Origin of the sequence: Priestia sp. TGN 0903, from assembly GCF_050846855.1 — a bacterium.
GTDB lineage: Bacteria > Bacillota > Bacilli > Bacillales > Bacillaceae_H > Priestia > Priestia zanthoxyli.
Map to the genome: position 1 here is coordinate 578,299 of NZ_JBOZGL010000004.1, position 25,806 is coordinate 604,104.

The 25,806-nt window shown below is 37.4% G+C and carries 29 protein-coding genes; 11 read left to right on the forward strand and 18 right to left on the reverse strand.

Annotated elements, in window-relative coordinates:
- Positions 1 to 137: 137 nt before the first annotated feature.
- The 6 genes from ACRPLY_RS17275 to ACRPLY_RS17300 form a co-directional block, all read right to left on the reverse strand.
- Positions 138 to 701, reverse strand: a complete 564-nt coding sequence (locus ACRPLY_RS17275) for an ImmA/IrrE family metallo-endopeptidase (RefSeq protein WP_028412123.1) — start codon at positions 699 to 701, stop codon at positions 138 to 140.
- 228 nt (positions 702 to 929) lie between these two features.
- Positions 930 to 1,391, reverse strand: coding sequence for a CBO0543 family protein (locus ACRPLY_RS17280; protein ID WP_272816096.1), 462 nt, complete (start codon positions 1,389 to 1,391; stop codon positions 930 to 932).
- A gap of 126 nt (positions 1,392 to 1,517) precedes the next feature.
- Positions 1,518 to 1,694 (reverse strand): hypothetical protein, encoded by a 177-nt coding sequence (locus ACRPLY_RS17285; RefSeq protein WP_176521449.1) that lies wholly within the window; start codon positions 1,692 to 1,694, stop codon positions 1,518 to 1,520.
- Between the two features lie 142 nt (positions 1,695 to 1,836).
- Positions 1,837 to 2,469: a fumarylacetoacetate hydrolase family protein gene (locus ACRPLY_RS17290; RefSeq protein WP_098113707.1), complete on the reverse strand. Its 633-nt coding sequence runs from the start codon at positions 2,467 to 2,469 to the stop codon at positions 1,837 to 1,839.
- Between the two features lie 99 nt (positions 2,470 to 2,568).
- Positions 2,569 to 3,504 (reverse strand): homocysteine S-methyltransferase, encoded by a 936-nt coding sequence (gene mmuM, locus ACRPLY_RS17295; protein ID WP_098999800.1) that lies wholly within the window; start codon positions 3,502 to 3,504, stop codon positions 2,569 to 2,571.
- A 134-nt stretch (positions 3,505 to 3,638) separates the two neighbouring features.
- Positions 3,639 to 5,000 carry a PLP-dependent aminotransferase family protein gene (locus ACRPLY_RS17300; RefSeq protein WP_223546323.1) on the reverse strand — a complete coding sequence of 454 codons (1,362 nt, stop codon included), beginning with the start codon at positions 4,998 to 5,000 and terminating at the stop codon, positions 3,639 to 3,641.
- A 147-nt stretch (positions 5,001 to 5,147) separates the two neighbouring features.
- On the opposite strand from ACRPLY_RS17300, the gene ACRPLY_RS17305 reads away from it, so the two are divergent.
- Together ACRPLY_RS17305 and ACRPLY_RS17310 are read left to right on the forward strand one after the other, a co-directional pair.
- Entirely contained in the window at positions 5,148 to 5,621 is a 474-nt protein-coding gene (locus tag ACRPLY_RS17305; RefSeq protein WP_432232068.1) for an N-acetyltransferase family protein, read from the forward strand.
- A 229-nt stretch (positions 5,622 to 5,850) separates the two neighbouring features.
- Positions 5,851 to 6,051 carry a YolD-like family protein gene (locus ACRPLY_RS17310; RefSeq protein WP_074893948.1) on the forward strand — a complete coding sequence of 67 codons (201 nt, stop codon included), beginning with the start codon at positions 5,851 to 5,853 and terminating at the stop codon, positions 6,049 to 6,051.
- Between the two features lie 76 nt (positions 6,052 to 6,127).
- Here ACRPLY_RS17310 and ACRPLY_RS17315 read toward each other — a convergent pair whose 3' ends face one another.
- Positions 6,128 to 8,056, reverse strand: coding sequence for an LTA synthase family protein (locus ACRPLY_RS17315; RefSeq protein ID WP_289578726.1), 1,929 nt, complete (start codon positions 8,054 to 8,056; stop codon positions 6,128 to 6,130).
- A 393-nt stretch (positions 8,057 to 8,449) separates the two neighbouring features.
- On the opposite strand from ACRPLY_RS17315, the gene ACRPLY_RS17320 reads away from it, so the two are divergent.
- From ACRPLY_RS17320 to ACRPLY_RS17345, 6 genes are all read left to right on the forward strand, one after another.
- On the forward strand, positions 8,450 to 8,632 hold the full coding sequence (locus ACRPLY_RS17320) for a YolD-like family protein (protein ID WP_013081871.1): 183 nt from the start codon (positions 8,450 to 8,452) through the stop codon (positions 8,630 to 8,632).
- 148 nt (positions 8,633 to 8,780) lie between these two features.
- Positions 8,781 to 8,999 (forward strand): helix-turn-helix transcriptional regulator, encoded by a 219-nt coding sequence (locus ACRPLY_RS17325; RefSeq protein ID WP_013081870.1) that lies wholly within the window; start codon positions 8,781 to 8,783, stop codon positions 8,997 to 8,999.
- Positions 8,989 to 9,459, forward strand: coding sequence for a hypothetical protein (locus ACRPLY_RS17330; RefSeq protein ID WP_028412116.1), 471 nt, complete (start codon positions 8,989 to 8,991; stop codon positions 9,457 to 9,459). Before ACRPLY_RS17325 ends, ACRPLY_RS17330 begins: the two co-directional genes overlap by 11 nt.
- A gap of 214 nt (positions 9,460 to 9,673) precedes the next feature.
- Positions 9,674 to 10,096 (forward strand): hypothetical protein, encoded by a 423-nt coding sequence (locus ACRPLY_RS17335; RefSeq protein ID WP_028412115.1) that lies wholly within the window; start codon positions 9,674 to 9,676, stop codon positions 10,094 to 10,096.
- 12 nt (positions 10,097 to 10,108) lie between these two features.
- Entirely contained in the window at positions 10,109 to 11,032 is a 924-nt protein-coding gene (locus tag ACRPLY_RS17340) for an FAD:protein FMN transferase (RefSeq protein ID WP_028412114.1), read from the forward strand.
- A complete protein-coding gene (locus ACRPLY_RS17345) occupies positions 11,007 to 11,585 on the forward strand; it encodes a ferric reductase-like transmembrane domain-containing protein (protein ID WP_028412113.1) in 579 nt (192 codons plus the stop codon). Before ACRPLY_RS17340 ends, ACRPLY_RS17345 begins: the two co-directional genes overlap by 26 nt.
- Before the next feature lie 32 nt (positions 11,586 to 11,617).
- Here ACRPLY_RS17345 and gdh read toward each other — a convergent pair whose 3' ends face one another.
- The 4 genes from gdh to ACRPLY_RS17365 form a co-directional block, all read right to left on the reverse strand.
- Positions 11,618 to 12,403, reverse strand: a complete 786-nt coding sequence (gene gdh, locus ACRPLY_RS17350) for a glucose 1-dehydrogenase (protein WP_033578120.1) — start codon at positions 12,401 to 12,403, stop codon at positions 11,618 to 11,620.
- Positions 12,404 to 12,420: 17 nt separating this feature from the next.
- Positions 12,421 to 13,281, reverse strand: coding sequence for a RhaT/GlcU family sugar-proton symporter (locus ACRPLY_RS17355; RefSeq protein ID WP_098113702.1), 861 nt, complete (start codon positions 13,279 to 13,281; stop codon positions 12,421 to 12,423).
- 219 nt (positions 13,282 to 13,500) lie between these two features.
- Positions 13,501 to 14,187, reverse strand: coding sequence for a response regulator (locus ACRPLY_RS17360; RefSeq protein WP_098113701.1), 687 nt, complete (start codon positions 14,185 to 14,187; stop codon positions 13,501 to 13,503).
- A 12-nt stretch (positions 14,188 to 14,199) separates the two neighbouring features.
- A complete protein-coding gene (locus ACRPLY_RS17365; RefSeq protein ID WP_098113700.1) occupies positions 14,200 to 15,768 on the reverse strand; it encodes an ATP-binding protein in 1,569 nt (522 codons plus the stop codon).
- A 108-nt stretch (positions 15,769 to 15,876) separates the two neighbouring features.
- On the opposite strand from ACRPLY_RS17365, the gene ACRPLY_RS17370 reads away from it, so the two are divergent.
- Positions 15,877 to 16,935, forward strand: a complete 1,059-nt coding sequence (locus ACRPLY_RS17370) for a DctP family TRAP transporter solute-binding subunit (RefSeq protein WP_033578117.1) — start codon at positions 15,877 to 15,879, stop codon at positions 16,933 to 16,935.
- A 145-nt stretch (positions 16,936 to 17,080) separates the two neighbouring features.
- Positions 17,081 to 18,349 (forward strand): dicarboxylate/amino acid:cation symporter, encoded by a 1,269-nt coding sequence (locus ACRPLY_RS17375; protein ID WP_013055541.1) that lies wholly within the window; start codon positions 17,081 to 17,083, stop codon positions 18,347 to 18,349.
- 74 nt (positions 18,350 to 18,423) lie between these two features.
- On the opposite strand, the gene ACRPLY_RS17380 is transcribed toward ACRPLY_RS17375, so the two are convergent.
- Together ACRPLY_RS17380 and ACRPLY_RS17385 are read right to left on the reverse strand one after the other, a co-directional pair.
- Positions 18,424 to 18,561 carry a hypothetical protein gene (locus tag ACRPLY_RS17380; RefSeq protein ID WP_165573229.1) on the reverse strand — a complete coding sequence of 46 codons (138 nt, stop codon included), beginning with the start codon at positions 18,559 to 18,561 and terminating at the stop codon, positions 18,424 to 18,426.
- Positions 18,562 to 18,691: 130 nt separating this feature from the next.
- Entirely contained in the window at positions 18,692 to 19,357 is a 666-nt protein-coding gene (locus tag ACRPLY_RS17385; RefSeq protein ID WP_028412106.1) for a TerC family protein, read from the reverse strand.
- A gap of 376 nt (positions 19,358 to 19,733) precedes the next feature.
- Between ACRPLY_RS17385 and ACRPLY_RS17390 the strand changes: the two genes are divergently transcribed.
- Positions 19,734 to 19,916 (forward strand): YolD-like family protein, encoded by a 183-nt coding sequence (locus tag ACRPLY_RS17390; protein ID WP_013081858.1) that lies wholly within the window; start codon positions 19,734 to 19,736, stop codon positions 19,914 to 19,916.
- Positions 19,917 to 19,995: 79 nt separating this feature from the next.
- On the opposite strand, the gene bioA is transcribed toward ACRPLY_RS17390, so the two are convergent.
- From bioA to ACRPLY_RS17415, 5 genes are all read right to left on the reverse strand, one after another.
- On the reverse strand, positions 19,996 to 21,369 hold the full coding sequence (gene bioA / locus ACRPLY_RS17395; protein WP_028412105.1) for an adenosylmethionine--8-amino-7-oxononanoate transaminase: 1,374 nt from the start codon (positions 21,367 to 21,369) through the stop codon (positions 19,996 to 19,998).
- Positions 21,350 to 22,072 (reverse strand): dethiobiotin synthase, encoded by a 723-nt coding sequence (bioD, locus tag ACRPLY_RS17400; RefSeq protein ID WP_047751605.1) that lies wholly within the window; start codon positions 22,070 to 22,072, stop codon positions 21,350 to 21,352. The genes bioA and bioD overlap by 20 nt, the downstream gene beginning before the upstream one ends.
- A 31-nt stretch (positions 22,073 to 22,103) precedes the next feature.
- A complete protein-coding gene (locus tag ACRPLY_RS17405; RefSeq protein WP_033578115.1) occupies positions 22,104 to 22,667 on the reverse strand; it encodes a biotin transporter BioY in 564 nt (187 codons plus the stop codon).
- A gap of 137 nt (positions 22,668 to 22,804) precedes the next feature.
- A complete protein-coding gene (locus ACRPLY_RS17410) occupies positions 22,805 to 24,241 on the reverse strand; it encodes an amino acid permease (RefSeq protein ID WP_013055535.1) in 1,437 nt (478 codons plus the stop codon).
- Positions 24,242 to 24,554: 313 nt separating this feature from the next.
- On the reverse strand, positions 24,555 to 25,748 hold the full coding sequence (locus ACRPLY_RS17415) for a NupC/NupG family nucleoside CNT transporter (protein ID WP_028412102.1): 1,194 nt from the start codon (positions 25,746 to 25,748) through the stop codon (positions 24,555 to 24,557).
- Positions 25,749 to 25,806: the final 58 nt, after the last annotated feature.

Below are 25,806 nucleotides of genomic sequence, written 5' to 3' on the forward strand. Positions count from 1 at the left end.
GTAAATAATTCGTACTATAAAAACTTTTAAAACTTTATGGGTAATTAAATCCTTTTTGTTCATTGGGAGGATAAAAGACAGGAAGAGGAAAAAGGTAGGAAAATAAAAAACGGAGAGAGAGGAACTATTCTCGTGAATTATTCAATTTGAACTCTAAGAGAATATGCTCCAGGATGAGGAGTTTTATTCCACTGAGTAAGAGATTCCTCTAAAAATGGAATCTTTTTTAACTTCTTTGTTTGGAACTTTTCTATTTTTGAATATTTTTCTAAGGCATACGTATTAGCAAACATTTCTTGCGTTCTATTTCCTTCTTTTAAAAGCGTTCCATTTGTCATACGATCCACATGATGGCCTAATTCATGCAGAATGATAAAAGCAAATTGATGAGGCTTTTTGTTTTTTGTTGTATCGATAAAGACAATGGGACATTCCGTTACTGTATATTTAATATAGTCAATTTCAAACTGAAGTTTGCGCTTCTCCTTTGGAAGGTTATCATTAAATTGGCCATAGTACACACCTAACACATCTTTTCCTTGCACCTTTACACTGCCTAAGCAGTACACACCTTTTAGCCCATCCCAGTCTTTTTCGTCTGTTACATTAGCAATTTCGTGCAGGGCCGCTTTTTGCTTCGCACTCATGACTCCATGAAACGTTACGCCATGAATTTGGATTTTTTCACTACGCTTAAACATCTTCTTCCCTCCTTTACTAAATTCCTTCTACAACATATTATTTAGCATTAAGTATATTCATTCACAATACATGGTTAAAAACATGAAGTTAATGTCAAGATTCCCGTTTTGATGTTTTTTAACCCTGCTTATATGCTGCCTCGTTTATTTTCTATTTTTACTATATTACATATGTAGCCATTAATAAAATATCATTTTTTTATGATTTATCATTACTTTTTTTTATTTCTATTTTTGCTTATCGATAACCTGGAGCCTGCGTATCATTTTTAAATTTAAAGCCATTGCTATATAAAGAAAAGGATAGCAAAAAAACGAGTATAGCGTCTTCCATTCGTTATAATAAAACACTTCTGTTTGGGCAGAAATGTATTCAAACAGTGTTGTAAGAATTACCCACACTGTAATGTATAAAGCTTTTTTAGCCAAACTCTTGCTCCCAGGATAAAAATTTAAAAATACACTATTCGTCGCAGGATAAATAAAAATAAAGACTAAAAGATATTCAAAATCTACTCCTGTTTTAAAAAAGCCATAAAGATTATATTTAACATCAAGATATATATCTGCTACCGATCCTAAAAACATAACAAACAAAGAAGTTGTGTACATTTCTATCCAGCTGATGCGCTTTGGCATAACTAGTACACTCAGAATAGAAATCACCGTTGTAAGGATTAAGAGCACCATAATGAGGACCTCGTTTCCTATAGGAGATAAAAACAGCTTTCCCATTGGATATTAAATTCATTCTGAAGGCTAAAAAACTAAGACTTCGTAAAAAAAGAGATGGAGACATAACGAAGTCAAGCCAATCTAAATACGAACAAATGAGATAAATAAGGTGAACCGCCTGTTACACCTGTGTTGATTTCCGTGCAAGACTTCGCTTTCCGCGGGCGGCCGGTGAGCCTCCTCGTCGCTTCCGCTCCTGTGCGGGGTCTCACCTGTTCCGCTTTTCCCGCAGGAGTCTTCGTCTCGCCCTCCAATCAACCTCTAGAAACAACGCAATACGTGAATCCTACATTCACCATCACAATAAAAAATCCGAACGAGTTGGATTCTCTATCAAGAATCTCGATTCACCGTTCGGATCTTCCTTCAACTAAACTACCTTTGTTTCAAGCTCTTTTTGTTAATGAAGGGAAACGATGCAAGAACCAAGCTCTTGCTGCCCCCATTTAAGTGAAAGATGATCCTGATGTGAAAGCGGACCTACTCCTTCAGGTGTACCTGTAAAAATAAGATCTCCTTTATCAAGACCAAAATGTTTTCCTGTAAAATCAATAATCGTTTGTAAGTCAAAAATCAAATCTTTGATATTTCCCAGCTGAACGCGTTCATTGTTTTTCACTAACGAAAAGTCTTTCTGCTTAGATGCTTCTACTCCTTCAAACGGAATAAAGTTTCCCACGACCGCTGAATGTTTGAATCCTTTTGCAAGCAGCCAAGGGTGCTTTTTTTGTTTTAATTCGCTCTGCACATCCCGAAGCGTCAAATCTAATCCAATCGTCATCTCGTCAACAAGTTCATCCACTGTTATACCTTCTTTGTAAAGTTGTCCAATATGAAGAATCAGTTCGGTTTCAAAGTGCACCTCTCCTTGGTCGCGAGGAAGAGTGATTGATTGTCCAGCTGCTTCAACGAGAGCGTGAGTAGGTTTGGAAAATAAAAAAGGTGATGTTGGAATATCATTATGTAATTCTTTTGCATGCAGTGCGTAGTTTCGGCCTACACAATAAATATTTTTAATATCTTTCACTTTCATCATCCCTTCTTTCGTTAAAATAAACCCTTTTCAACTTTTCTTCTTTTATTTTACAAGAAGAAAAGAAGATTACAATGAATCTTCTTTTCTTTCAATCCGTTATTTTCTAGCCCATTTTGTAATGCCTTTGATATCATCTGGAGTTGTGCGACAGCACCCTCCGATTAACTGAGCACCTGCTTCATACCAGCTGTGAGCGCTGCAGCCATACGTTTCGCCTGCAGATGTCCCGTTCCATGTTTTAGATTCAGCATCATAATGCTCTCCTGAATTTGGATACACAATGACTGGCTTATCCGTTTGAGATTTAATTTCTTTAATAAGTGAAGAAATATATTGAGGCGGCGTACAGTTAACTCCAATAGCTGCTACTTGCTTATAGGAATCCAGATAGCGTGCACACTCCGAGATTAATGTTCCGCTGCTAATGTGCAGGTCATCTTTTGCGCTGAACGTAATCCATGCGTACGCTCCTTCAAATTCTTCTAGCAGCCTCGCAATGGCTCTTGCTTCCATTAGATTAGGAATGGTTTCACAAGCTAACACATCTGCTCCTGCTTCAATTAATGCTTTCATACGAGGACGATGAAATTCCATTAACTCTTCTTCTGTTACGTCATACTGTCCAGTATATTCCGACCCGTTTGCTAAAAATGCTCCGTAAGGACCTACCGAAGCGGCGACAATTGGTTTTGGGCGATTAAGACAATTCTCTTCTTTCTGCCAAAATTCATCTCTTGCTTCAGCCGCAATTTTTACAGATGCTTGAATTAACTCGCGCGCCTCTGCTTCACTTAAACCACGTTTTGCAAAACCTTCAAACGTGCTTTGATAGCTTGCAGTAATTGCACAGTCAGCTCCTGCTGCAAAGTAATCTTGATGCACTCTCTTAATCAATTCCGGCTGCTCCATAAGCACTTTTGCAGACCATAAGCTGTCGTTCAAATCACAGCCATATCTCTCCAGTTCAGTTGCCATTGCACCATCTAGTACAATCACAGGAAATGTATGTAAAATTTGTTGGATAGGATTCATTGTTTGATCTAGGGTTGTCCACTAGCAGTTAGCTTCGATTACCCTATCCTCCTTTCAGATAATTTAAAATATATGCAAAAAAGTCTAAAGGACTAGGCAGCTTTTGTCAAGAAATCGAAGAAATGAGGAGAGGCTTATAACCAAGCATTTTTCAACCTCCTTATTCCTTCTTCTATTTCTTCTCTCTCCAAACTTCCAAAACCTAATAATAGATGAGTCTTTTGTTGAGGTGATTCCGTAAGCCAATAACGAGAAGTGCCGTAGACAGAGACATCTTGCTTTTGAGCTGCGTTAATTAACTGCTGTTCGTTCATATCGTTGTGCACGCGGACAAGGATATGCAAACCTGCATATTCTCCTGACACCGTGATGTTTTTGTTAAACTCCTTCTGTAAAGCTGCTAAAAGAGTACCGTGTTTGAGTTGATAAGCAGTTCTCACTCTTCTTAAATGCTTACTCCACTCTCCGTTTTTCATCATCAGTCCGAGCGTCCACTGATGAAGGGCTGGAACAGCTTGCTCGTATAAAGAGAAACGTTCATGATATTCCTTTAGAAGCACTTCCGGTAATACAAGGTAGCTGATTCTTAAAGAAGGCATAAAAGATTTTGAAAATGTCCCTGTATAAATGACGCGCCCTTTAGTATCCAAGCTTTGCAATGAAGGAATGGGACTTCCTTTATAACGAAATTCTCCGTCATAATCATCTTCAATAACAAATCCACTGCAGTCATTCGCCCATGTAAGAAGCTCTATTCTTCTTGAAACAGGCATGATCATTCCGTATGGAAACTGATGAGATGGTGTGACATAAACAGCGCGTGCTTGGCTATCATAAAGCTCTTGGATGTTTATGCCTCTGTTATTAAGTGACACAGGTTTTAAGGAGAATCCATGCTGTTTAAATACAAAGCTAGCCCCGTCATAGCAAGGATTTTCAAAGGCAATATCTCTGATGCTTGGCTTTAACATCTGCGCTAGCAAACTGAGTGATTGCTGAGTACCTGTTCCGATAATAATTTGATGTTTCGAACAAACCACTCCTCTTGACTGATAAAGGTACGTCGCAATTTCTTCTCGCAGTGATTCTTCTCCTTGAGTTTCTTGGTACGTGAACAGCGCTTCTTTATAAGTTTGAAGACTTTCATTGTATCGTTTTTTCCACTCATTTAAGGGAAACAAACGGCTATCAACTTTTCCATACCGAAAATCATAGGTACACGACTTTGTTTCTGAGTGAGGTTGTAAAAATACAGTCGGCTTTCTATCTGTTTGCAGTAAATCAAACTGTGTATTCGTTACGTACAGTCCACTTTTGGGCTTGCTTTCTACATATCCTTCAGCTAAAAGCTGCTGATAGGCCATATCTACAGTATTTCGACTTACGTTTAAGTAATCAGCAAGAGACCGGATAGAAGGCAGTTTGTCATTTACTTTCACCCTGCCGGATACAATTTCTTTTTTTATATATTCATATAGCTGGTGATATAAAGGCATATCATTCCTTCGGTTTAATAAAGGTGTGAACTTCACGCTAGCTCCTTTCATCTGTCCCTATCTTATTCTTTAAATCTGGCTCTTTTAGAGGGGATACATTTCTTTTACTATAAGTGTAGATCATCTAATTAAAAAGGAGAAGATTTAATGACTACTACTATTACAATTCGTCAAGCTAATGCTGCTGACATGGAAGCACTTATTTCATTAATGAACGAATACATTGTTGATTTTTACAAGCGCCCTCAGCCTGCCAAAAAACAGCTGAGAAATTTAATTGATCACTTGTTTCAACGTCCCGATACTGGCGTCCAGTTTATCGCGACTCAAAATGACGAGGCAGTAGGTTTTTCAACGCTTTATTTTACATTTAGCACCACGCGTGTAAAGCCTGTAGCGATTTTAAATGACTTGTACGTTACTGAAAAAGCAAGAGGTCAAAAAATTGGGGAAAAGTTATTTTCGATTAGTCACCAGTATACAAAAGAACATCAGTATGCAGCCATGTCTTGGGAAACGGCTTATGATAATACAAGAGCTCAAACGCTTTACAGAAAAATCGGAGGAAATGTAACGAACGGTGAATGGATTCACTACGACATTTCAAACGACATCTTATAATATTTTTCCATCCATAAAGTTTTAACACGTTCTTAACACTCCTTTCATAAATGTGTTTTATGATGAATACGACAAATAAATCAGTTTCTGTATGTATTTGTCACATTCTCTGTTAAAGTTTTCACAAAGTGTTCAAACTTTTAGTGAAAACGCTTTCTATTTTTGTGTATAATAAAAATATGCAAATGAAAATGAATGTTACAGCTCGTTAATCATACACATTTTAAATATGGAAGGAGTTTTGAAAATGATTTTAAAAGCATTAAGAAAAAACGGGGCCGTTACAATTAACTATTATAAAAACGGTTTGCTTCAAACGTTTAAAGGAAAAGTACAGCGCCTAGATTTAACAGACCAAACGCTTTCATTAAAAGATGAACAGCAAAATACTTTCTCTATTCGCTTATCGGGAATTAAAGAAATTTATTGATGAATAGTTTACAGTAAAAAAGAACATGATGCTCATTCTGCTTTGCAGAAGTCATCATGTTCTTTTGATTTTAGCTTTATTTAGCTGATGTTTCTGTTTCTTCTTTCCCGTACATATATTTCGAAGGGTCGACTGTTTGGAAATCCTTCAGCTTGTGGAAACGAAGTAAGTCTCCATAAAGCACCTGATCAGATAACTCCAGTTCTTTCGCTACCTTCTGTTTATAAGCTTTCATTTGATTATTTTCTTTAAGCGCTTGGCCTGTCTTAGAATCATAATACGTTCCATCCACTAGTGTATATTTCGGAGATACGTAGTTGCCATTGCGGAACGCTACTACATCATCATGACCTTTAGAAAATAAATCTGTACCAAATTGGATAAACTCTTTGCTGTCAATCCCTACTAAATGAAGAAGAGTTGGCACAACATCAATTTCTCCACCGTACGTATGATTAACTCCGCCTTTTACTCCAGGAACGTGAATGAATAGAGGTACACGCTGCAGCTGAGCATTTTCATAAGGTGTAATTTCTTTTCCCATTACTTTTTCCATTGCCGCATTATGATTTTCAGAAATACCGTAGTGATCTCCATAAATCATAATCACAGAATTATCATAAAGCCCAGAAGCTTTCAGTTCTTGGAAGAAAGATTGCAATGATTCGTCTAAATAACGAGCCGTTTGGAAATAGCGGTCAACTGTCGCATCGCCCGTGTTAGCTGGCTGTATGCTTGCCTCATTGTTTCCAAGTAAAAATGGAAAATGGTTTGTTAACGTAATTAAATGCGCATAAAACGGCTGTGGTAAAGACTGCAGCATTGGAACAGATTCTTTAAAGAACGGTTTGTCTTTTAAGCCATAATTAATTTTATTTTCACCCGTCATATTGTAATAACTTGCATCAAAAAACTTATCCACACCGAACTGCTTGTAAATTTCGTTACGGTTCCAAAACGTCTTATAGTCTCCGTGCAGTACAGCGCTCGTATAGCCAGCTTTTTGATCTAAAATAGCTGGTGCTGCCTGATACGTATTGCTTCCTTTTAGTACAAAGGCAGAACCTTGAGGAAGGCCGTATAGAGAGTTGTCCATCATCAGCTCAGCATCTGATGTTTTTCCTTGTCCTGTTTGATGAAAGAAGTTATCAAAATACGTAAAGTCATTTCCATGGGCCAACGAATTTAAAAACGGTGTCACTTCCTGGCCATTTAATTTGTAATCAATTAAAAAAGACTGAAATGATTCCAAATGAATTTTAATAATATTTTTCCCTTTAGCTTTTCCGAAGTAAACGGAATTAGGCTCCGCATAGTGACTGTTTTTAAAATTAACGACGTTCGTTAAGTCATTGCTGCTTGCAAAAGCTCGCTGTTTAGAGTTTTGAGCAGTCTGAACACCGTCATACATCGTATAATTATAGGCGCCTAAATACTTTACTAGATAATTGCGGTCAAAAGTTCGAGATAGAAGCTGCGGGCGATCAATTTCTGCTAATGTTAAGTTGACAGAAAAAAACATGAATCCTAAAGAAAGAATGGTTACAGCATTCTTAACCGATACTTTTTCATTATGCCAGTCAATTTTTTTACTAAAAAAGAAGAAAAGATAAATAATAAAATCAACAAAATAAAAAACATCATGTGCTTTTAATAAATCCATAATGCTTCCACCCATACTTCCTGCATTACTTGTCTGCAACAGTGTGGGAAGAGTTACAAAATCGTTAAAAAAACGATAATAGAGAATGTTGCTGTACAACAGCAGCGTCATAATGAAACTGCCTGCAAGAATCCAAGCTCCTGCTTTCTTTCCTTTAAAAAATAAGCCGATTCCTAAAAAAATCAGCACTGAACTTACAGGGTTTATAAACAGCAGCATTTGCTGCATTACGCCGCTTACGCCTAAGTTAAATTCAGTTTTATAAGCCACATACGACTTTATCCACATTAAAACAGCGGCTAATATGAAATAGTGCAGCGGCTTAGAAACGATTCGCTTCATTTTGATTTTCCTTTCTCGATTAGTTTATGAGTAGATTCACAAAGAACATATAGAAAACCTTTATCATTATACTCATAGAAAATGAAAATTAAATGAAATCCTAGCCTTCACAACTATAGATAGATTCTTTAAATTCATCTACTAGTTTACCTAATACCCACAAATAAATAAACTAAAATCACCTTTTTTATCATAAAACCCCTCCTCTCCTCATATACTGTATTCTGTTGCAACACCCGCACTGCAAACTTGTGCATTTTTTCACAATTTATCTACAAACTATTCTCATCTTGCTGTATAATAATAATTCTGCCTTGAGCATTCTCCAAATTCTTATGCTTAAGCCACAGCTTTCTTTTCATAACAGATGCACACATGAAAGGAGATGAATAAATGATTTTAAAAGCGTTAAAGAAAAACAAACATGTAACCGTGAATTATTACGAAAATGGCCTGCTTCAAACCTTCAAAGGAAAAATCCAAAATTTAAACCTAACCGACCAAACCCTCTCCCTACGAGATGAAAAACAAAACATTTTTTCCATTCGTTTGTCTGGCATTAAAGAAATTTATTAACAAAAAAGATCCTGAAGAATTCTTCTAGGATCTTTTTTGTATTTTTTATCCATTATATATTGAAAAATCATCCAATTGATGTTAAATTAACTTTACATAATGTTAAATCAACTTAACAAATTTATTAAAAAGGCAGCGGGTGATCATATTGACTCTTATTAATCACGTAAAAGAGCTTAGAGCTAAACATGGATATACGCAAGGAGATTTAGCTGAAAAAGTTGGAGCCACTCGCCAAACCATTGCAGCTATTGAAAAGGGAAATTACGTTCCTTCCCTACTACTTGGTTTAACAATTTGTGATGTCTTTCAATTAAAAATGGAAGATGTTTTTACACTTCAAAAGGAGGAGAAAAATGTTGAGTAATGTTATTAAATCTTATTTGTTGAATGTAGTGTCTCTGTTATGTGCAGGTTGGGTTTTGTATGATGTGCTAAATTTAAATGCTCAATTAAGTGAAATTATGAAGCACCCTGAGCCGCCTTGGGAAGCTACTATGTCTATAAGTTCCTTCGCTTCTTTTATTGCTCTTTTAATCGTGATATTTTTTTATTACCGCGCACGTAAAAAGACAAAGAACGTTTCCCTTTTACTATTTCCGTTTGAGTTTGCAGAAGATGATGAGCGTGAAAAAATGATGACAGCAGAAGCTTGTAAAAAAGCCTTTGTTTTTCTTTTGTTTTCCTTTCCTATTGGTGGGGGTTTGATGACTCTCTATCCGCTCTTATCGAATTCTTTTCGCTTTTACCCCGTTGCCGTTATTTTGCTTCTTTTGCTTGTACAGTTAACGGTTTATTACGTATCAATTAGTAAGATTTATCGCTGAATAAAAAAGGGTTGTTCTAAAAAGAACAACCCTTTTTTAATCTAATAATTCATTGAATTCCCCACAAAAATAATCCAACCTACATCTATTTCACTATTTTTTCATTTTTTCTGTCTATATTGAACTATAACAATTGAACGATGTATGTTACCTTCCACTTCAGTTTTTCTTCAGTGTTCAGTTGCAAAATAGGAAAGATAAAAGGAGCATATCAATGGCAGCTAATAAATGGACAAAATGGATGGTTGGTTTATCGAGCGTTGCTGCATTTACAACATTTGTAGGGCTTTCTCAAAAATATGATCAAACAAATTCAACATCTACAGCACTAAATAACGATACATCCGCCAATAATTCATCGCAAACTCAAACGGAAGATGAGACGGATCTATTTCCAGATTCAGGATCTGACTCCAATACGGACAATGGAACTAACGGGCAAGATCAATGGTCAAATGACAGTTCTAGCAAACAAAGTGATCAATGGTCAGACGATAATTCAAGCAGTGAAGATGATCAGTGGTCAGACGATAATTCAAGCAGTGAAGATGATCAGTGGTCAAATGATGATTCCACAAATGGTCAGGATAATTGGGGCAACAATAATGATTCTTCTATGCAAACAAGACCTTCTTAAGGATGTGATGAAATGAGCTACTCATTTAAAGCGATGAATACCACATTTAATGTATATCAGCTTGAAACATCTGTCAGCCAAAAAGTAGAGAGCTGGTGTTATCTTGTAGAAGAAACCCTAAGCCGCTTTCTTCCAACAAGCGAGCTTTCACAGCTTAATTCGCTGAACGGAAGATTATTTCTACCGTCAAAAATGCTGTATGAAGCTGTAAAAGCAGCCTATTACTATTACAATGAGACAAACGGAATTTTCAACCCATTTCTGTATCATTCTATTCAAACTCTAGGATATGACCAAAGCTTTGAACAACTGCCTAACAATCAGCTACCTCAAGAAGTAGCAGCTTTTGATGCTGTTAACCCTATTATGATTCATAAAGGAATGAGAAGTATTCAGCTTGCTTCTAATATCGGTCTGGATTTAGGAGGAATCGCAAAAGGTTGGAGCATTCAGCAAATGGCGAATCAATTAAAGAAAAAAGGAACTTCACTTGGAGCAATCGATGGAGGCGGAGATATTGTAACGTGGGGGCCCGCTAGCAAGCACTGGTCCATTTCTCTCTCTCATCCATTTGATGCATCAAAAAAGCTCACGACCATTAAAGTAAAAAGCAACAGCGGTATTGCCACAAGCAGTGTAGGCAAGCGTTCGTGGAAAGTGAACGGACACACTCACCATCATATTATTGACGGCAGAAATAGCAAGCCTAGTTCATCAGAGCTTCTGCAAGTAACGGTCGTTTCAGAAGACTTGACCATTTCTGAAGTCTATGCAAAGTGCATACTTATTCTCGGCTGGGACGCTGGATTAAGGTTAGCTAAAATGCATCACCCTTCTTTAGAAGTAATTGCGGTTACAAAAGAAGGCAACGTACTAATCGAAAAACATGTGAAAGGTCAGGTATACCATTATGGCTACTCTCCTCGCGCAATTTAGTGCTCATTTTCCCGTATGGAACACCATTCGGGCAGCCGGCTTAAGTTCTTATTTACTAATGTTTGTATCGGTTGCCGCTGGCATTTCTCACAGCTTTTCGTTTTTTAAACCAAAACGAAAAAAACAGCTTTTGCTGGTCCATCAATCATCAGGGTGGTTTGGGTTATTGTTTGGCATGATTCACGGACTTGTTTTATCATTTGATCAATCTGTTCATTTTTCACTTTCTGACATTTTAATTCCGTTCACTTCCGATTACAAACCGATTAGTACAGGTCTTGGTACTATTTCACTCTACATTTTATTGGTACTAATTATTACATCCGACTTTATAAAACAGCTTGGGAGAAAAGCATGGAAAGCCATTCATTTTCTTGCTTTTCCAGGCTATTTGCTAGCACTGTATCACGGCATTACTTCCGGAACAGATACACAGCAGCCCCTTATTCTTGGGATGTACAGCATCACTGGCGTTATCGTTTTAATCTTGCTTTTCTTACGCATTCAACACCAGTCAGCTCCTAAGAACCAAAAAAAAGCTCAGGAAAACTAAAAAACGCACTCTATCATAGAGTGCGTTTTTTCTTATCCGCGTCCTGCTTGGAATGATGGGTACTGTGTCATACCGCCGTCAGCAAAGAGCGTAATTCCTGTTACATAACTCGCCTCTGAAGAAGCTAGCCATGCAGCAACTGCTGCAATTTCTTCCGGCTCTCCGATGTATCCCATTGGAATCATGCTTTCTACATCTGCACGCTGCTCAGGATCAGCAAATTTCTCAGCGTTAATCGGTGTATTAATCGCTCCTGGTCCAATGTTATTTACACGAATACCTTTTGGAGCGTATTCTAATGCCAGTGTTTCAGTCATAAGCTTCATACCGCCTTTACTTGCTGCATAATGAACAAATAATGGCCAAGGAATTTTCTCGTGAACACTCGACATGTTAATAACTGTTCCCTTAATATCATTTTCCACAAAATATTTAATCGCTTCACGGCTGCCTAAAAAAGCTCCCGTTAAGTTCGTATCAATGACTTTATTCCAATCGCTTAAAGACATTTCATGAGATGAAACCGGATTTTCTAACCCTGCGTTGTTAATCATAACGTCTAGCTTTCCAAACTCTTTAATAGCAGATTGAACTAAATTGATAACGTCAGACTCAACTGTTACATCACCTTTGACAGCAATTGCTTCTCCGCCAACTTTTTTAATTTCTTCTAAAACGCTGTTAGCTTCGTCTTCCTTAGAACGATAATTCACAACTACTTTGGCTTTTTCTGTCGCAAAACGAATCGCCATTGATTTTCCCAAACCTGTAGATGAACCTGTTATGACCACTACTTTTCCTTCTAAATCTTTATACATTGTTAATACCCTCCTAGTTAGCTTTTGGCGAGCCCTAACATGACTCCTGCTATGATGATCAGTATAATTCCAATAATAATCCCAACTAACTGACGCTTCGTTTTCTTCTCACCTAAAATAATGATCCCGCCTAGTGTTGAAATGACGATTCCCATTTGAGAAAGCGAAAAGCTTGTCGCTACGCCTACTTTAGGTTGCGAGATGAATAAAAACATATTACCAGCGGCCCAAATAAGACCTGGGATAATGTTGCGAATTGCATATTTATTAAATGGCTTATGCTTAAACGTCAGCAATACTCCTCCAATAACCATACCAATTGCTTGAGGTAATAAAGCCGACCATCCGTCTACATTAAATAGACGGGCTACTACAACATAAACTAAATAACCAACGGTTGAAATTAATAAAATAACAATTCCTTTTTTGAAGTTTCCTTTTCCTTCTTCAGCCTCTTTCTCTTCTTTGCTTTGAAGTGATGTTAAAACAATCCCTACAATAATAAAGATAAGAGCGAGCACACCAAGAATAATTGAAGTTTTTGTAGACCACTCGTGAAACACAATTACTCCAAATAATGAAGTGGAAACTAACTGAAGCCCAGTTGAAATAGGCATCGTTTTAGAAACTCCGATTAAATCAATACTTTTCAGCTGATTACTTTGTCCAACTGCCCAAAATAATCCCGATACAACTCCAACGCCAAAGATTAAAGGTGTAAGCGTAGGGTGTACAAAAATATAAATACCGATAGAGAAAATCAAAGCTCCCAACGTGGTTCCAAGCGTTTGGCTATAAGGTCCTCCGCCTAGTTTCACATTGAAAAGCACAATGCTTCCCCAAAATATGGCTGGTAAGACAGCTAAAAATATGTCCATGTTTCAAAACCTTCCTGTGCTAAAATTAAATGTCAAAATGCATATTCCCCAATTTTTCCGCCATTAATCCTTTTTCAGGGACATTTTATGAATTAATGACCGCACGAAGTATTCTTTGGATAGCGAAAACTGTATACCTTAATTTGTTCTAGGAGAGAAAAAGATATACTTTCTAACGCAAAAAAACAGCTTTTCCAAATAAAAGCTGTTCTGTATGATTTAATTTATTTTTAACATATAGCGATTAATAGGTCTCCCCACTCTGCCGTATTCAACTGATAATTTCAGCTCGTTTTCCTGTTCTAAAAACTCTAAATACCTTCTTGCCGTAACACGCGCAATTCCTACGCCGTCCGCCACTTCTTCAGCAGAAATCGGATGCTTCTGTTCGGAAAGATATTGTTGTATCCTCCTTAACGTAACCGCATTTAGCCCTTTTGGAAGAAAATCGGCCTTTTCTTCGAATTGCTGAAACAGCATAGAATCTAATTCAGACTGAGTAATATATTCTTTTTGACTTATTTTAACTTGAAACGAACGATACTGCTCAAGCGCTTGCTTCATTCGTTCAAACTTGAACGGTTTCATAATATAATCCACCGCGCCGTACTGAAGAACTTTTCGTACGGTTTCAATATCACTTGCAGCCGTAACTGCTATCACGTCTGTTTTATAGCCATTTGCTCGAATTTGCTGTAAGGTGGTTAGGCCATCTTGACTAGGCATATACATATCAATAATCGTTAAATCAGGCTGATGCTGTTTAATGAGCTGTATACCTTCTAAACCATTCGAAGCTGCCGCGATAACGATGAATCCTTCAACTTGTTCAATAAATTGGCGGTTCACTTCTTGTACCATAGGATCGTCTTCTATGAGAAGCACCGTCCATTCTTTTTTATTCATTTCCCACTCCCCCTATAAAAAGAATGTAATGATAAAAGTCGTGCCAACATCTAATTCTGACTCTACTTCGATCTGACCGTTTCCTTTTTCAACAATTTGTTTTACTAAATGCAAACCAATTCCTCTAGTTTCCTTTGCTTTGGTTGAAAAACCTTCATCAAAGATTCTCTCTGCTTGATCCTCATTCATGCCACATCCGTTATCTTCAACTAATATAGAAAGAATGCCGTCATTTTGTTCCATACTTATATAGACCTTCCGTTCACGACGCTCCATATGATGATACGAATCAAAAGCGTTCTCAATTAAGTTACCAATAATAATCACAAAATCATGATGATCTAAGTAAGGAGGAAATGAGTGAAGCTCGCTGTGGCGATCGATAGCTAACTCAATTCCAAGTTCTTTGGCACGGCTGACTTTGCTTAACAGCAATCCCGATATACTTTCATCTTTAATATGTTTATGAAGAAACTGGGTGAGCTCTTCTTGCTGTTCAGACACTTGAAAAACGTACTGAAGAGCCTTGTCTTTATTTCCAAGTTGGATAAGCCCTGCAATGGTATGAAGTTTATTCATGTATTCATGGTTTTGAACTCTAAGAGCGCTTACAAATGATTTAACCCCTGTTAACTCTTCAGCTAATTTTTTAACTTCTGTTCTGTCTTGAAAAATAGCGACCGCACCGACTGTGTGATTATTAACCTTAATCGGCACACGATTGCTTAAAATATTTAAATTGCGAACTTGAAGCTCTCGATTATAAACAGGCTGATTAAGCTGCAGAATTTCTGGCAGTCTTGTATCTGGAATCACATCATAGATCTTTTTCCCAATTACCTCATCGGGTACATCCATCATAATTTTCGCTTTATGATTAAAAATAGTGATGTTCTCCTCTTTATCAATGGCAATGACTCCTTCATGCATGGCATTAAAAGTCTCCGTTCGTTCTACAAACAAACGAGCAATTTCATGAGGCTCAAGCTCAAACATCTCTTTTTTAATACGAGATGCAAGCGCCCACGCTCCCCATCCTCCAAAAAAAAGAGCGAGACCTGAGATGAGAAAAATTTCTTTTTTCAAACTTAAAATAACCTCTGTAAATTTCGGAAGAAGGTAGCCTGAGACAACGACTCCTACTTGTTCATGCTGATCGTTTACAACGGGAACAAAAGAACGAATGACCATCCCGCCTTCTCCTTTTGCTTTATCAGTATAAGTATGTTCTGCAAACGCCTGGCCCTCGTCCTCTCCTTTAGAAATTTTCCCAATCATGCTTTGCAAAGGATGAGACAAACGTTCGTGATTCATATTCATCACCACTACATAATAAGCACCGTGAATAATGCGAATCGGCTCTACAATTTGATTAATGTTCTTGCTATCTTTTTCAATTTTTTCTCGAATTTCAGGCATTTCAGCAACTGTTCTCGAAGTGATCAAAGCCCTTTGCTCTAAATCATTTTCTTTTGACTGCACAAAATTATTAATCACGACAATACTTGCTAAAAACAACGAAAAGACCACGATAAAAAAGATTAGCCCCGTCATTTTCGTTTGCATCGATAAGCGCATCATAGCGGAACACCTACTGCTGATTGAAGTTTATTTTAATTTTACCACGTTGAGAAATTGCGTGTTAGAATATTTGTAGAGAAAAATTATTGAATCGCGGGGTTGGACATTTTGAAGATGTTTATAGGGGCAAGTATCATTGTTAGCGTTTTCTTGATGATCTATGTTTTTTTGCAGTATACGGTTATAAATCAGGATAATGTGTATCATGACGATGAGCAAAAAGGATTAAATAAGCAAATTGTGATTAATTTTAGCCACGTTGTAGCTGAGAACACTCCAAAAGGCTTAGCCGCTCAAAAATTCGCTGAAATCGTTAATCAAAAATCGGATGGTAAAGTTAAAATTGAAGTATATTCAAACGGTGTGTTGTATTCAGACGACGAAGAACTTGCCGCTCTGCGCCGAAACGATGTACAAATGATTGCGCCTTCTATTTCAAAGCTAACCGACCTTTCCCCTACGTGGCAACTTTTTGATCTCCCCTTCATTTTCGATGATTACAGCGAGGCAAAACAAGTGTTTACCGGGAAAATCGGACAGGATTTGTTGAGTACGCTGCAAGAGAAAAACATTAAAGGGCTTGCTTTATGGAGCAACGGCTTTAAACAAATGACCAGCAATACAAAACCTTTGCTCCATCCAGCAGATTTTCAAGGTCAAACATTTCGCATTATGCCAAGTGAAGTAATCAAAAAACAATTCGAACTTCTTGGCGCTAAGCCTCAGGCTGTCTCGTTTAATAAAGTATATCAATCCCTTGAACGACAGGAATTTGATGGACAGGAAAATACGATTTCTAATATTTATTCAAAACGTTTGTACGAGCTGCAAAAATATATGACCATCAGCAACCATGGATACTTGGGCTATGCTGTTTTAATGGATCAAAAATATTGGGACAGCCTCCCTGAAGATGTAAAACAACTATTAAGTGATGCCATGGTAGAAACAACGAACTGGATTTGGACTCAATCAAAAATGATGAACGATGAACAGCTGCAGCAAATAAAAAATAAATCTGGCATGCGCGTTTATTACTTAAATGATACACAGAAAGCCGAATGGAAAAAGCAGTTTAACTCTCTTTATCAATCGTTTGAAGCCAATGCAACAAAACAAACGCTTGATATCATTCAGCAAATAAAAAATATCGAAAGCAAAAAGTGATGACTATATGTTCATCACTTTTTTTGACCAAAATGACCAAAAAGAACATTATCACCAGAAATATAAATAGTTAAAATTATCAGTTAATATAAGGATAATAATAATGTAAGCGTTAACAAAAACATTCTCGAAAGGAGCATTACATATGAAATTAAGTTTTAAAAACCTAACCGTTCAAGTTGTCATTGGTATCCTTCTTGGTATTGCAATTGGCTTTATGTTTCCTGAATTTGGAGCTAAATTAAAAGTATTGGCTGATATCTTCATTAAATTAATTAAGATGGTGATTGCCCCAATTATTTTCTTAACAGTGGTCATCGGTATCGGAAGCATGGGAGATTTAAAGAAAGTGGGACGAATTGGAGGTAAAGCTCTTTTATACTTTGAGATTGTCACTACTTTTGCCTTAGCAATTGGAATTATCGTTGTAAACTTTATCAAGCCTGGGGCTGGCTTTAATATCAATGGCGCAAGCGGAGCTGATGTTACTCAATATACGCAGCAAGCAGCTGAAGCGGAGCATGGCTTTATGGAGTTTATCATGGGAATTATTCCAGACAGCGTATTTGGCGCAATGGCAAATGGTGAATTATTGCCAATCTTATTCTTTGCCGTACTATTTGGAATGGCTACAGCTACACTCGGCGAAAAAGCGGCTCCTGTCATTACATTCTTTGAACGCTGTACAGATATTTTCTTTGGCATTGTTAATATGATTATGAAACTTTCACCTATTGCGGCGTTCGGAGCGATGGCTTATACGATCGGTAACTTTGGAATAGGCTCTCTTCAAAAACTCGGTTTCTTAATGGGATCTGTTTACATTACTATGTTCTTATTTATTGTATTTGTACTTGGAACCATCGCTAAGATTTATGGATTTAATATTTTTAAATTCATTGCTTTTATTAAAGAAGAAATTCTACTTGTATTAGGTACGTCTTCTTCGGAATCTGCACTGCCAAAAATGATGGACAAAATGGAGAAGTACGGATGTTCAAAATCTGTAGTAGGACTTGTCATTCCAACTGGTTACTCATTTAACCTAGATGGAACAGCAATCTACTTATCCATGGCTGCTATCTTTATCGCTCAAGCGTATGGAGTCGACTTGTCGTTAATGCAAGAGATTACGCTACTTGGTATTTTAATGCTAACGTCTAAAGGAGCGGCCGGAGTTACTGGCTCTGGATTTATTACACTAGCAGCTACGCTTGCTGCATTCCCAATGATTCCAGTTGAAGGAATCGCGCTGTTAATCGGGGTAGACCGCTTCATGTCGGAAGCTCGTGCCATTACAAACTTAATTGGAAATGGTGTAGCAACTGTAGTTGTATCGAAAATGGAAAATGAATTTCATCCTCCTGTAGAGACGATACAAGACGTTAATTCCGCACCTCCATTAGCTAAATAATAAAAAAGAAGTTGAGACATAGCCAAATGAATCCAATCTAAAGACGAATAAATGGGATACATGAGCTGAACCGCTTATGACACCGCAGTTGATTTCCGTACAAGACTTCGCTTTCCGCGGGCGGCCGATGAGCTTCCTCGTCGCGTACGCTCCTGCGGGGTCTCATCTGTTCCGCTTTTCCCGCAGGAGTCTTCGCCTTGTCCTCCAATCAACTGCTAGAAGGATCTAAACAAATGAAGCCTACGTTCACCACAACAAAAAAACGAACCACCAATCAAAATTGATTAGTGGTTCGTTTTTCATTTCATCTTAAATACTTTTGTCCCAGCCTCTTTTTTAGGATTAATGAGTTTCTTTTTTAGAACGTCCGCTAAGTTTCCCAACAACAACAACTAAAATAGCTAACAAAATAGGAACAATTGTATGCAAATGCGGATTTAACCCTTCTAATACATGTCCTACCGCTTTGTCTTTAAAGATCATTTCACCAGCAGTATAGCCAAGAAGCGCTGCTCCGGCAATGATGATAATCGGGAATTTTTCCATGATTTTCATTAAAAGCTGACTTCCCCAAATGATTAACGGAATGCTGATAACAAGACCAAGGATAATGAGTAGAATACTGCCGTTGGCCGCACCCGCAACCGCTACTACGTTATCTAAACTCATAACAAGATCCGCTATGATAATTGTTTTAATAGCACCTGCTAGAGTTGAATTCGCTTTAATATCTCCGTCATCTTCCCCTTTTAAAAGACTAATCGCAATCCATAGAAGCAGCAGACCTCCGATGAAATTTAAAAATGGGATTGTTAATAAATATACAGCGACAAACGTTAGCCCTACACGTAATACAACCGCTCCTAATGTACCGAAAACAACCGCTTTGTTTCGATGCTCGTCCGGAAGATTCCGACAAGCTAAAGCAATCACGACTGCGTTATCGCCACTTAGTACAATGTTAATGAGTAAAATTTCTAAAAGATTTAAAATAAAACTCTGATCCATACAAAAACTCCTTGATTGATTTTTATTAGTCTATTTCTCTATCTCTTATTTCATTACTAGAAATAGAGAACTAAAACTCTATCAATATAACCCGTTCTTACCCTTTAATGAAAAGAAGTAGTTATTTCACTAACAGTATTTTATCACTAAAAAGAAATTTGAAATAGGTATTTGTAAAGGAAAAGTCAGTTCATTACAATAAATCAAACCTTATTCTTTATCTTTCATCTGTTTTTCACCATCATTCTCTACTATTAGTAGCAGGAGAGCATTTATAAAAAATAGAGTAATTTTTATAAATAATACAAGCCTCCAATGCTTCTTCATTATTTTGTAGTTTTTCGTCAACTGCGATATAAGAAGGGAGAAAACAGGTATGATTTTAAAAGCATTAAAAACGAATAAATTACTAACTATTAACTATCAAAACAACGGTTTTGTTCAAACGGTCAAAGGTTATATTCAAAACTTAAACTTGCTCGAACAAACTCTTCTATTAAAAGATGAAAATCAGCATGTGCGATCACTGCGACTATCAAGTATTAAAAACATTTATTGATTGAAAAAAGATCCGAACGATAAATCGTTCGGATCTTTTTTCAATTAAATAAAATATTTTTGTCTTAGTCTCTTTTTATTTAACTCACTGTATAGCGTGCGATTACTTCTTTAATTGATTCATATACAATTTCAACCATTGTTTTTAATTCTTCGTCCGTCATTGAAAGAATAGGCATCATCGTAATTACAGGACCTAGCTCTCTGATAATTAAACCTTTTTGGCGAGCCGCTAAAATAATATCTCCCATCACTTTTTTATCTTCAAAAATAGACTTTGTTTGGCGGTCTTTGACAACCTCGATTCCTGCCATTAATCCTCTTTGTCTAATGTCTCCCACGTTAGGCAGTTCATAAAGCTTTAATAGATAACGTTTAAAAACTTTCGACCTTTCTTTTACACTACGGATTAACTCTCTTTCTTCTATCAGTTCAATATTTCTAAGCGCTACTGTACAGGCCAATTGATTTCCCGTATACGTATGTCCATGAAAGAACGTTTTATTTTCATCTGGATGAGCTAAAAAAGCATTAAATATCTGTTCGCTTGTTAACGTAGCAGCAAGCGGCATATATCCTCCTGTGATCCCTTTTCCTACACACATAATGTCTGGTACTACGTCTTCTTGTTCACATGCAAACATCGTTCCTGTTCGCCCGAATCCGACAGCTACTTCATCACAAATGAGCAATACCCCGTACGCTTTGCACAGACGCTCTACTTGTTTTAAAAAACCGGGAGGATGAGTAATAATACCCGCTGCTCCTTGCACAAGCGGTTCAATAATCAAGCCGGCTACTTCTTCTCCGTTGTTCTGCAAGAGCTTCTCCAGCTGGTGAATACAGTAAGCTGAAGCTTGCTCTTCGGTTTCGAACCCGTCCATACGGTAGATGTAAGGAGAAGGTGTGGGAATGCGTTCAAACAGTAAAGGCTTAAAGATGCGATGAAATAAATCCATGCCTCCTACACTGACTGCCCCGATTGTATCTCCGTGATATGCCTCATTCAATGAGATAAATTTACTTTTGTTTTTGTACTTTGCAGAGTCGAGATTTTGCCAATATTGATAGGCAATTTTCAACGCAATTTCAACAGCGGCAGAGCCTGTATCAGAATAGAATACTTTCGATAAGCTGCCAGGAGTAATTTCCGCTAGCTTTTTAGCTAACAAAATGGATGGAACGTTTGCCGATCCAAGCAGTGTAGAATGCGCTAATTTCTCCACTTGTATATGTAAAGCTGTATTTAATTCCGGATCATTATGTCCATGCACGTTCACCCATAGAGAAGCGTATCCATCTAAATATTTGTTTCCCGCTACGTCATACAAATAGCTTCCCTCTCCTCTTTCAATGATAAGGGGATTCGATTCACGGTAAGCTTTCATTTGTGTAAAGGGATGCCATACATATTCTTTATCCCATTTTTCCAGCTCAGCTTTTTGATACGACACAGTCAAACACCTCCTCAATATGTTGAATCACACTTTTTTGCCTCACCAATTTCTCAATATATGCTTCTAACTCTTCATCGATATGAGTAAATACAGGTACAGTCATTAAAGAAGAGACTTGAAGCAGCTTTTCAATCGTTCGAACATTGTCTTTATGAATGATACTGCTGTGATTAAAACGATTAAAAATGAGTCCGTTGATTTTAAGATGATGCTCACTTGCATATGAAAAGGTAGAAAGCGCATCGTGAATAGCTCCTAATTCCGTTGTTCCAACAGCAATAACCGGCATTTGTGCATCTAGGATCAAATCTTTTGTCATATAAAACGTTGTTTCCTCTTCAATTAAAGGTACGGCAAGTCCTCCCGCTCCTTCCACGAGTACTACGTCAAATGCCTTTTTTAATTCATTAATGCGCTTTAAGACGATTGAAGGCTCTACTTGCCTATTGCTCAGTTTAATAGCCAAGTGAGGAGACGTCTCTGGCTTTAACTGATAAATACCTGTATTTGCTACTCCGAGCCTTGTTTCAAACCAGTGAATATCTGGATAACCTCCGATTTCATCTTGGTAGCCGGTTTGAAACGGTTTGCAAATTGTCGTTTTTATTCCTAGACGGCTAAGTACTTTATACAAAATGCTTGTCACCAGCGTTTTACCAATATCTGTTCCAGTTCCCGTAATAAAATACGCTTTGCCCACTTTCTTTCCTCCTCTTTTTTCTATGTCTTCATTACCCCGCTTTAGCCCGCTTTGATGATAAACGGCTAAATTGAGGCTTCATTCGGTGAATCAGCACTGAACATAAAATGCACAATAAAAGATCTCCAGGCATTGGCAAAACAGCTCCAAAAAGAAGTGTATCACTCAGTGAAAGTGGCTTTTCAATTATCCATTTCATTGCTCCGTAAAGCCAAACGCACCCGAATACGTACACAATAACCAATGTAGATAAGTTGGCTAAAAAGATAGAAAAAGGTTTCTTTAAGTCATATTTTTGAATAAGGTAGCCGTTCATAAATGACCCTGCAGCATAGCCAATTAAATAGCCAAACGTTGGTTTGAAGATATACCCTAAACCTCCTCCTTCTGCAAAAACCGGAACACCGATTAACCCGATACCTATGTAGCATAGCTGACTATACAAACCTAAACGCGGTCCTAACAGCGCCCCGGCTAAATAGACAGGAACAATTTGAAGAGTAAACGGTATGTAGGGAATAGGAATTTTTATAAATGCACCAATCGCCGTTAAAGCAGCAAATAAAGAAACATACGCCATTGTTCTCGTTTTCATGTTCACCCTCCTTTCTCTGTTCGCTGCTTTAAGTTTGCAATAATCTCTTTTTATTTGTCAACTTAATTTTAATTTAAGTTTACAAATAAGATATAAAAAAAGACGCAAAAACCTGGGCTTTTGCGTCTTTTTGATTTTTATAAAATTACCTTTTTGTCGTCTTTAAGCTGCACTTCTTGACGGCTGATAGATAAATCAACTTTCTTTTTTACACGTGCATGATAATAAGCATAAAACAGCAGCGCTAGTGGAATACCGACATACAGTGCCATTCGCTGCTCTGCATCAAATGCCATGCTTCCAAGTACAATCGTATTTAATACTAATGCGATTAAAGGTAATACCGGGTAAAGAGGGACTTTGAATTTTAAATCCTCGATTTGCCCTCCTTGATTTATATATCTTTTTCTAAATGCAAGCAGTGATGCAGCGATTGTAATCCAGCCAATTTGTGCACCTAAACCCGCTGCAGAAATAAGCCATACAAATACTGTTTCTTGAGCAAAGAATCCTGAAAGCAAAGATAAAAGTGCAATGCCTAATGTTAAAAGCAAGGCGTTCATCGGCACACCGCGTTTATTTACTTTCATGAAAGCTGAACTTGCCATGTTATCTTTTGACAATGAATACAGCATACGCGTTGCTGCATAAAGACCTGAGTTAGCTACAGATAACAGTGCCGTTAGGATAACAAAGTTCATAATGTCCGCTGCGTATGGGATACCAATTTGGTCAAATACAACAACAAATGGACTTTCAACTACGCCTGCTTTTTCAAGCGGAATCATCCCCGCTAAGACAGCTACAGCTAGTACAAAAAATACAAGCGTTCTCCATACCGTTTGTTTAATGGCTCTTGGTACAGTCTTGTCTGGGTTTTCACTTTCCCCAGCAGCTACACCGATAAGCTCCGTACCTTGAAATGAGAAGTTAACTGTAATCATCGTAATCAGCACGGCACTAATTCCGTGAGGGAACACGCCGTGAGCCGTATAGTTAGAGAAAAGCGGCGCGCTGTCTCCATTGCTTAATGGAAGAAAACCAAACATAGCAGCTCCACCAAGTACGATAAATAAAATAATAGCTAACACTTTAATGCTGGCGAACCAAAACTCCGCTTCACCAAACGCTTTAGCTGACAGTGCATTTAATGAAAATAATAAAAGCGCAAATATAGCACACCAGATCCATACAGGAGAATCAGGAAACCATCTTTGCATAAGCTGACCTGCTGACAAAAATTCTAATGCAACCGTTACAGCCCAGCCCAACCAATATAACCATCCAAAAGCAAAACCAACGCCAGGGCCAATAAATTTTGTTGTATATGTCTGAAACGAACCAGAAACTGGCATTGCTACTGCAAGTTCCCCTAAGCAAAGCATTGTTAAGTACATAATGAAGCCACCTACGATAAACGAAAGGATAGCTCCAATCGCCCCTGCTTGGCTAATCGTGTATCCTGTTCCTAAAAAGAAACCTGTACCGATAACCCCGCCGAGCGAAATCATAAACAAATGTCTGCTTTTCATCGTCTTTTTTAATTCATTTGTTTGCTGTTGTCCTTCTATCATATTAACGACATTTCCTTTCAACCTATTTATTACGAGATATTACCTAGAAAAAATTAATAAACCTTTGTTTTCTATGCATATTTACTTACATATTTATGCGGTGTTCTCAATTTAAATGAAACAACCTTTTGTAATCTTAACATAATGCTCACTAGATTTAAAATGTTTTTCTGCAAAAGTAAAATGAATTTTTCTTGAATAGTGTGATTTCCTTTTACTGTTGATATTCATAAGCGTTTTTCTTCAAATGAATAGATGATACAACAAGAAAAAAGCTGTGCTTTCGAAGACGAAAGCACAGCTTTTTCACTTTTTACCAAACAAACAATCCAACAATCATAGCACTTAATAAAGAAACAGCGATACCGCTCACAAGCAGTTTCCATACGTTTTTTCCAATAATCGTTGATTTACCTTCTGATAACGTAGAATTATACGTACCATAAATCATACCCACCGTACTGAAGTTAGCAAAAGATGTTAAGAATGTTGTAGCAACTGCAATCGTATGCGGTGGAAGTGTATCTAGATTTTTCTTCAAATCCATCATCGCCACGAATTCATTTGTTGCTAGCTTGATACCCATCAGCTGAGCTACGTACATGGCATCATGTCCCGTTAGCCCTAGTAAGAATGCAAATGGACTAAAGATGTAAGAGAAAATCTTTTGTACAGTCAAGCCGTCTACAATAACGCCTAAAATACCGTTAAGCGCAGATGTAAGAGCTACATATCCAATAACCATCGCTAAAATAACAATTACCATGTTCATTCCGACTAACATACTGTTTGAAATGGTAGAGAAAAAGTCTTTTTTCTCTGACTTTGGCGGTACGTAAATCATATCTTCTTCTTTTGTAACATGAACTGGATTCAATAAGCTCACTAAAATAAGCGCGTTTAAACAGTTCAGTGGAATTGCTGTAAACACGTACGTAGCGGGAACCATCGTTAAATAAGCACCGATAATAGATCCGCTAATACTGCTCATACTCATAATTCCAAACGTAAGCAAACGGTTGTCCTTTAACACAGAAAGCTGATTACGAATAACTGCTAATGCTTCCGTATTTCCTAAGAACATCATTTGGATAGCGAAAAAGCTTTCTAATTTAGGCAAGCGAGAAACTTTCGAAATGACCCAGCCTACTTTATCAATAATCCACGTTAAAATACCAAAGTAAGATAAAATATCAAAGAACGTCACGACAAAGATGATAGGCAGTAATGCACTGAAGAAAAAGTCAACCGTTTGATTTCCCATTACGGATGGAAACGCAAAGGCAATTCCATCGTTGGCACAGGAAATCAGCCAAGTAAAGAACGAAGCAATCTTATTAATGATCCATGTTCCGATTGAAGTTCCTAACATAAACCAAGTAATGAGGACTTCAACGACTAATAGTGAAGCAATCGGACGCCACTTTATTTCTTTCTTTTTAGGAGAACATAAGAAGACGACGCCCATTACTACAAAAACGCCTAATAAATTTAATAAAAAGTACATGCAAGCCACTCCCAGGTGTGTATTTGAAAAACAAAAAAAGCTCTTACTTTTCATAAAT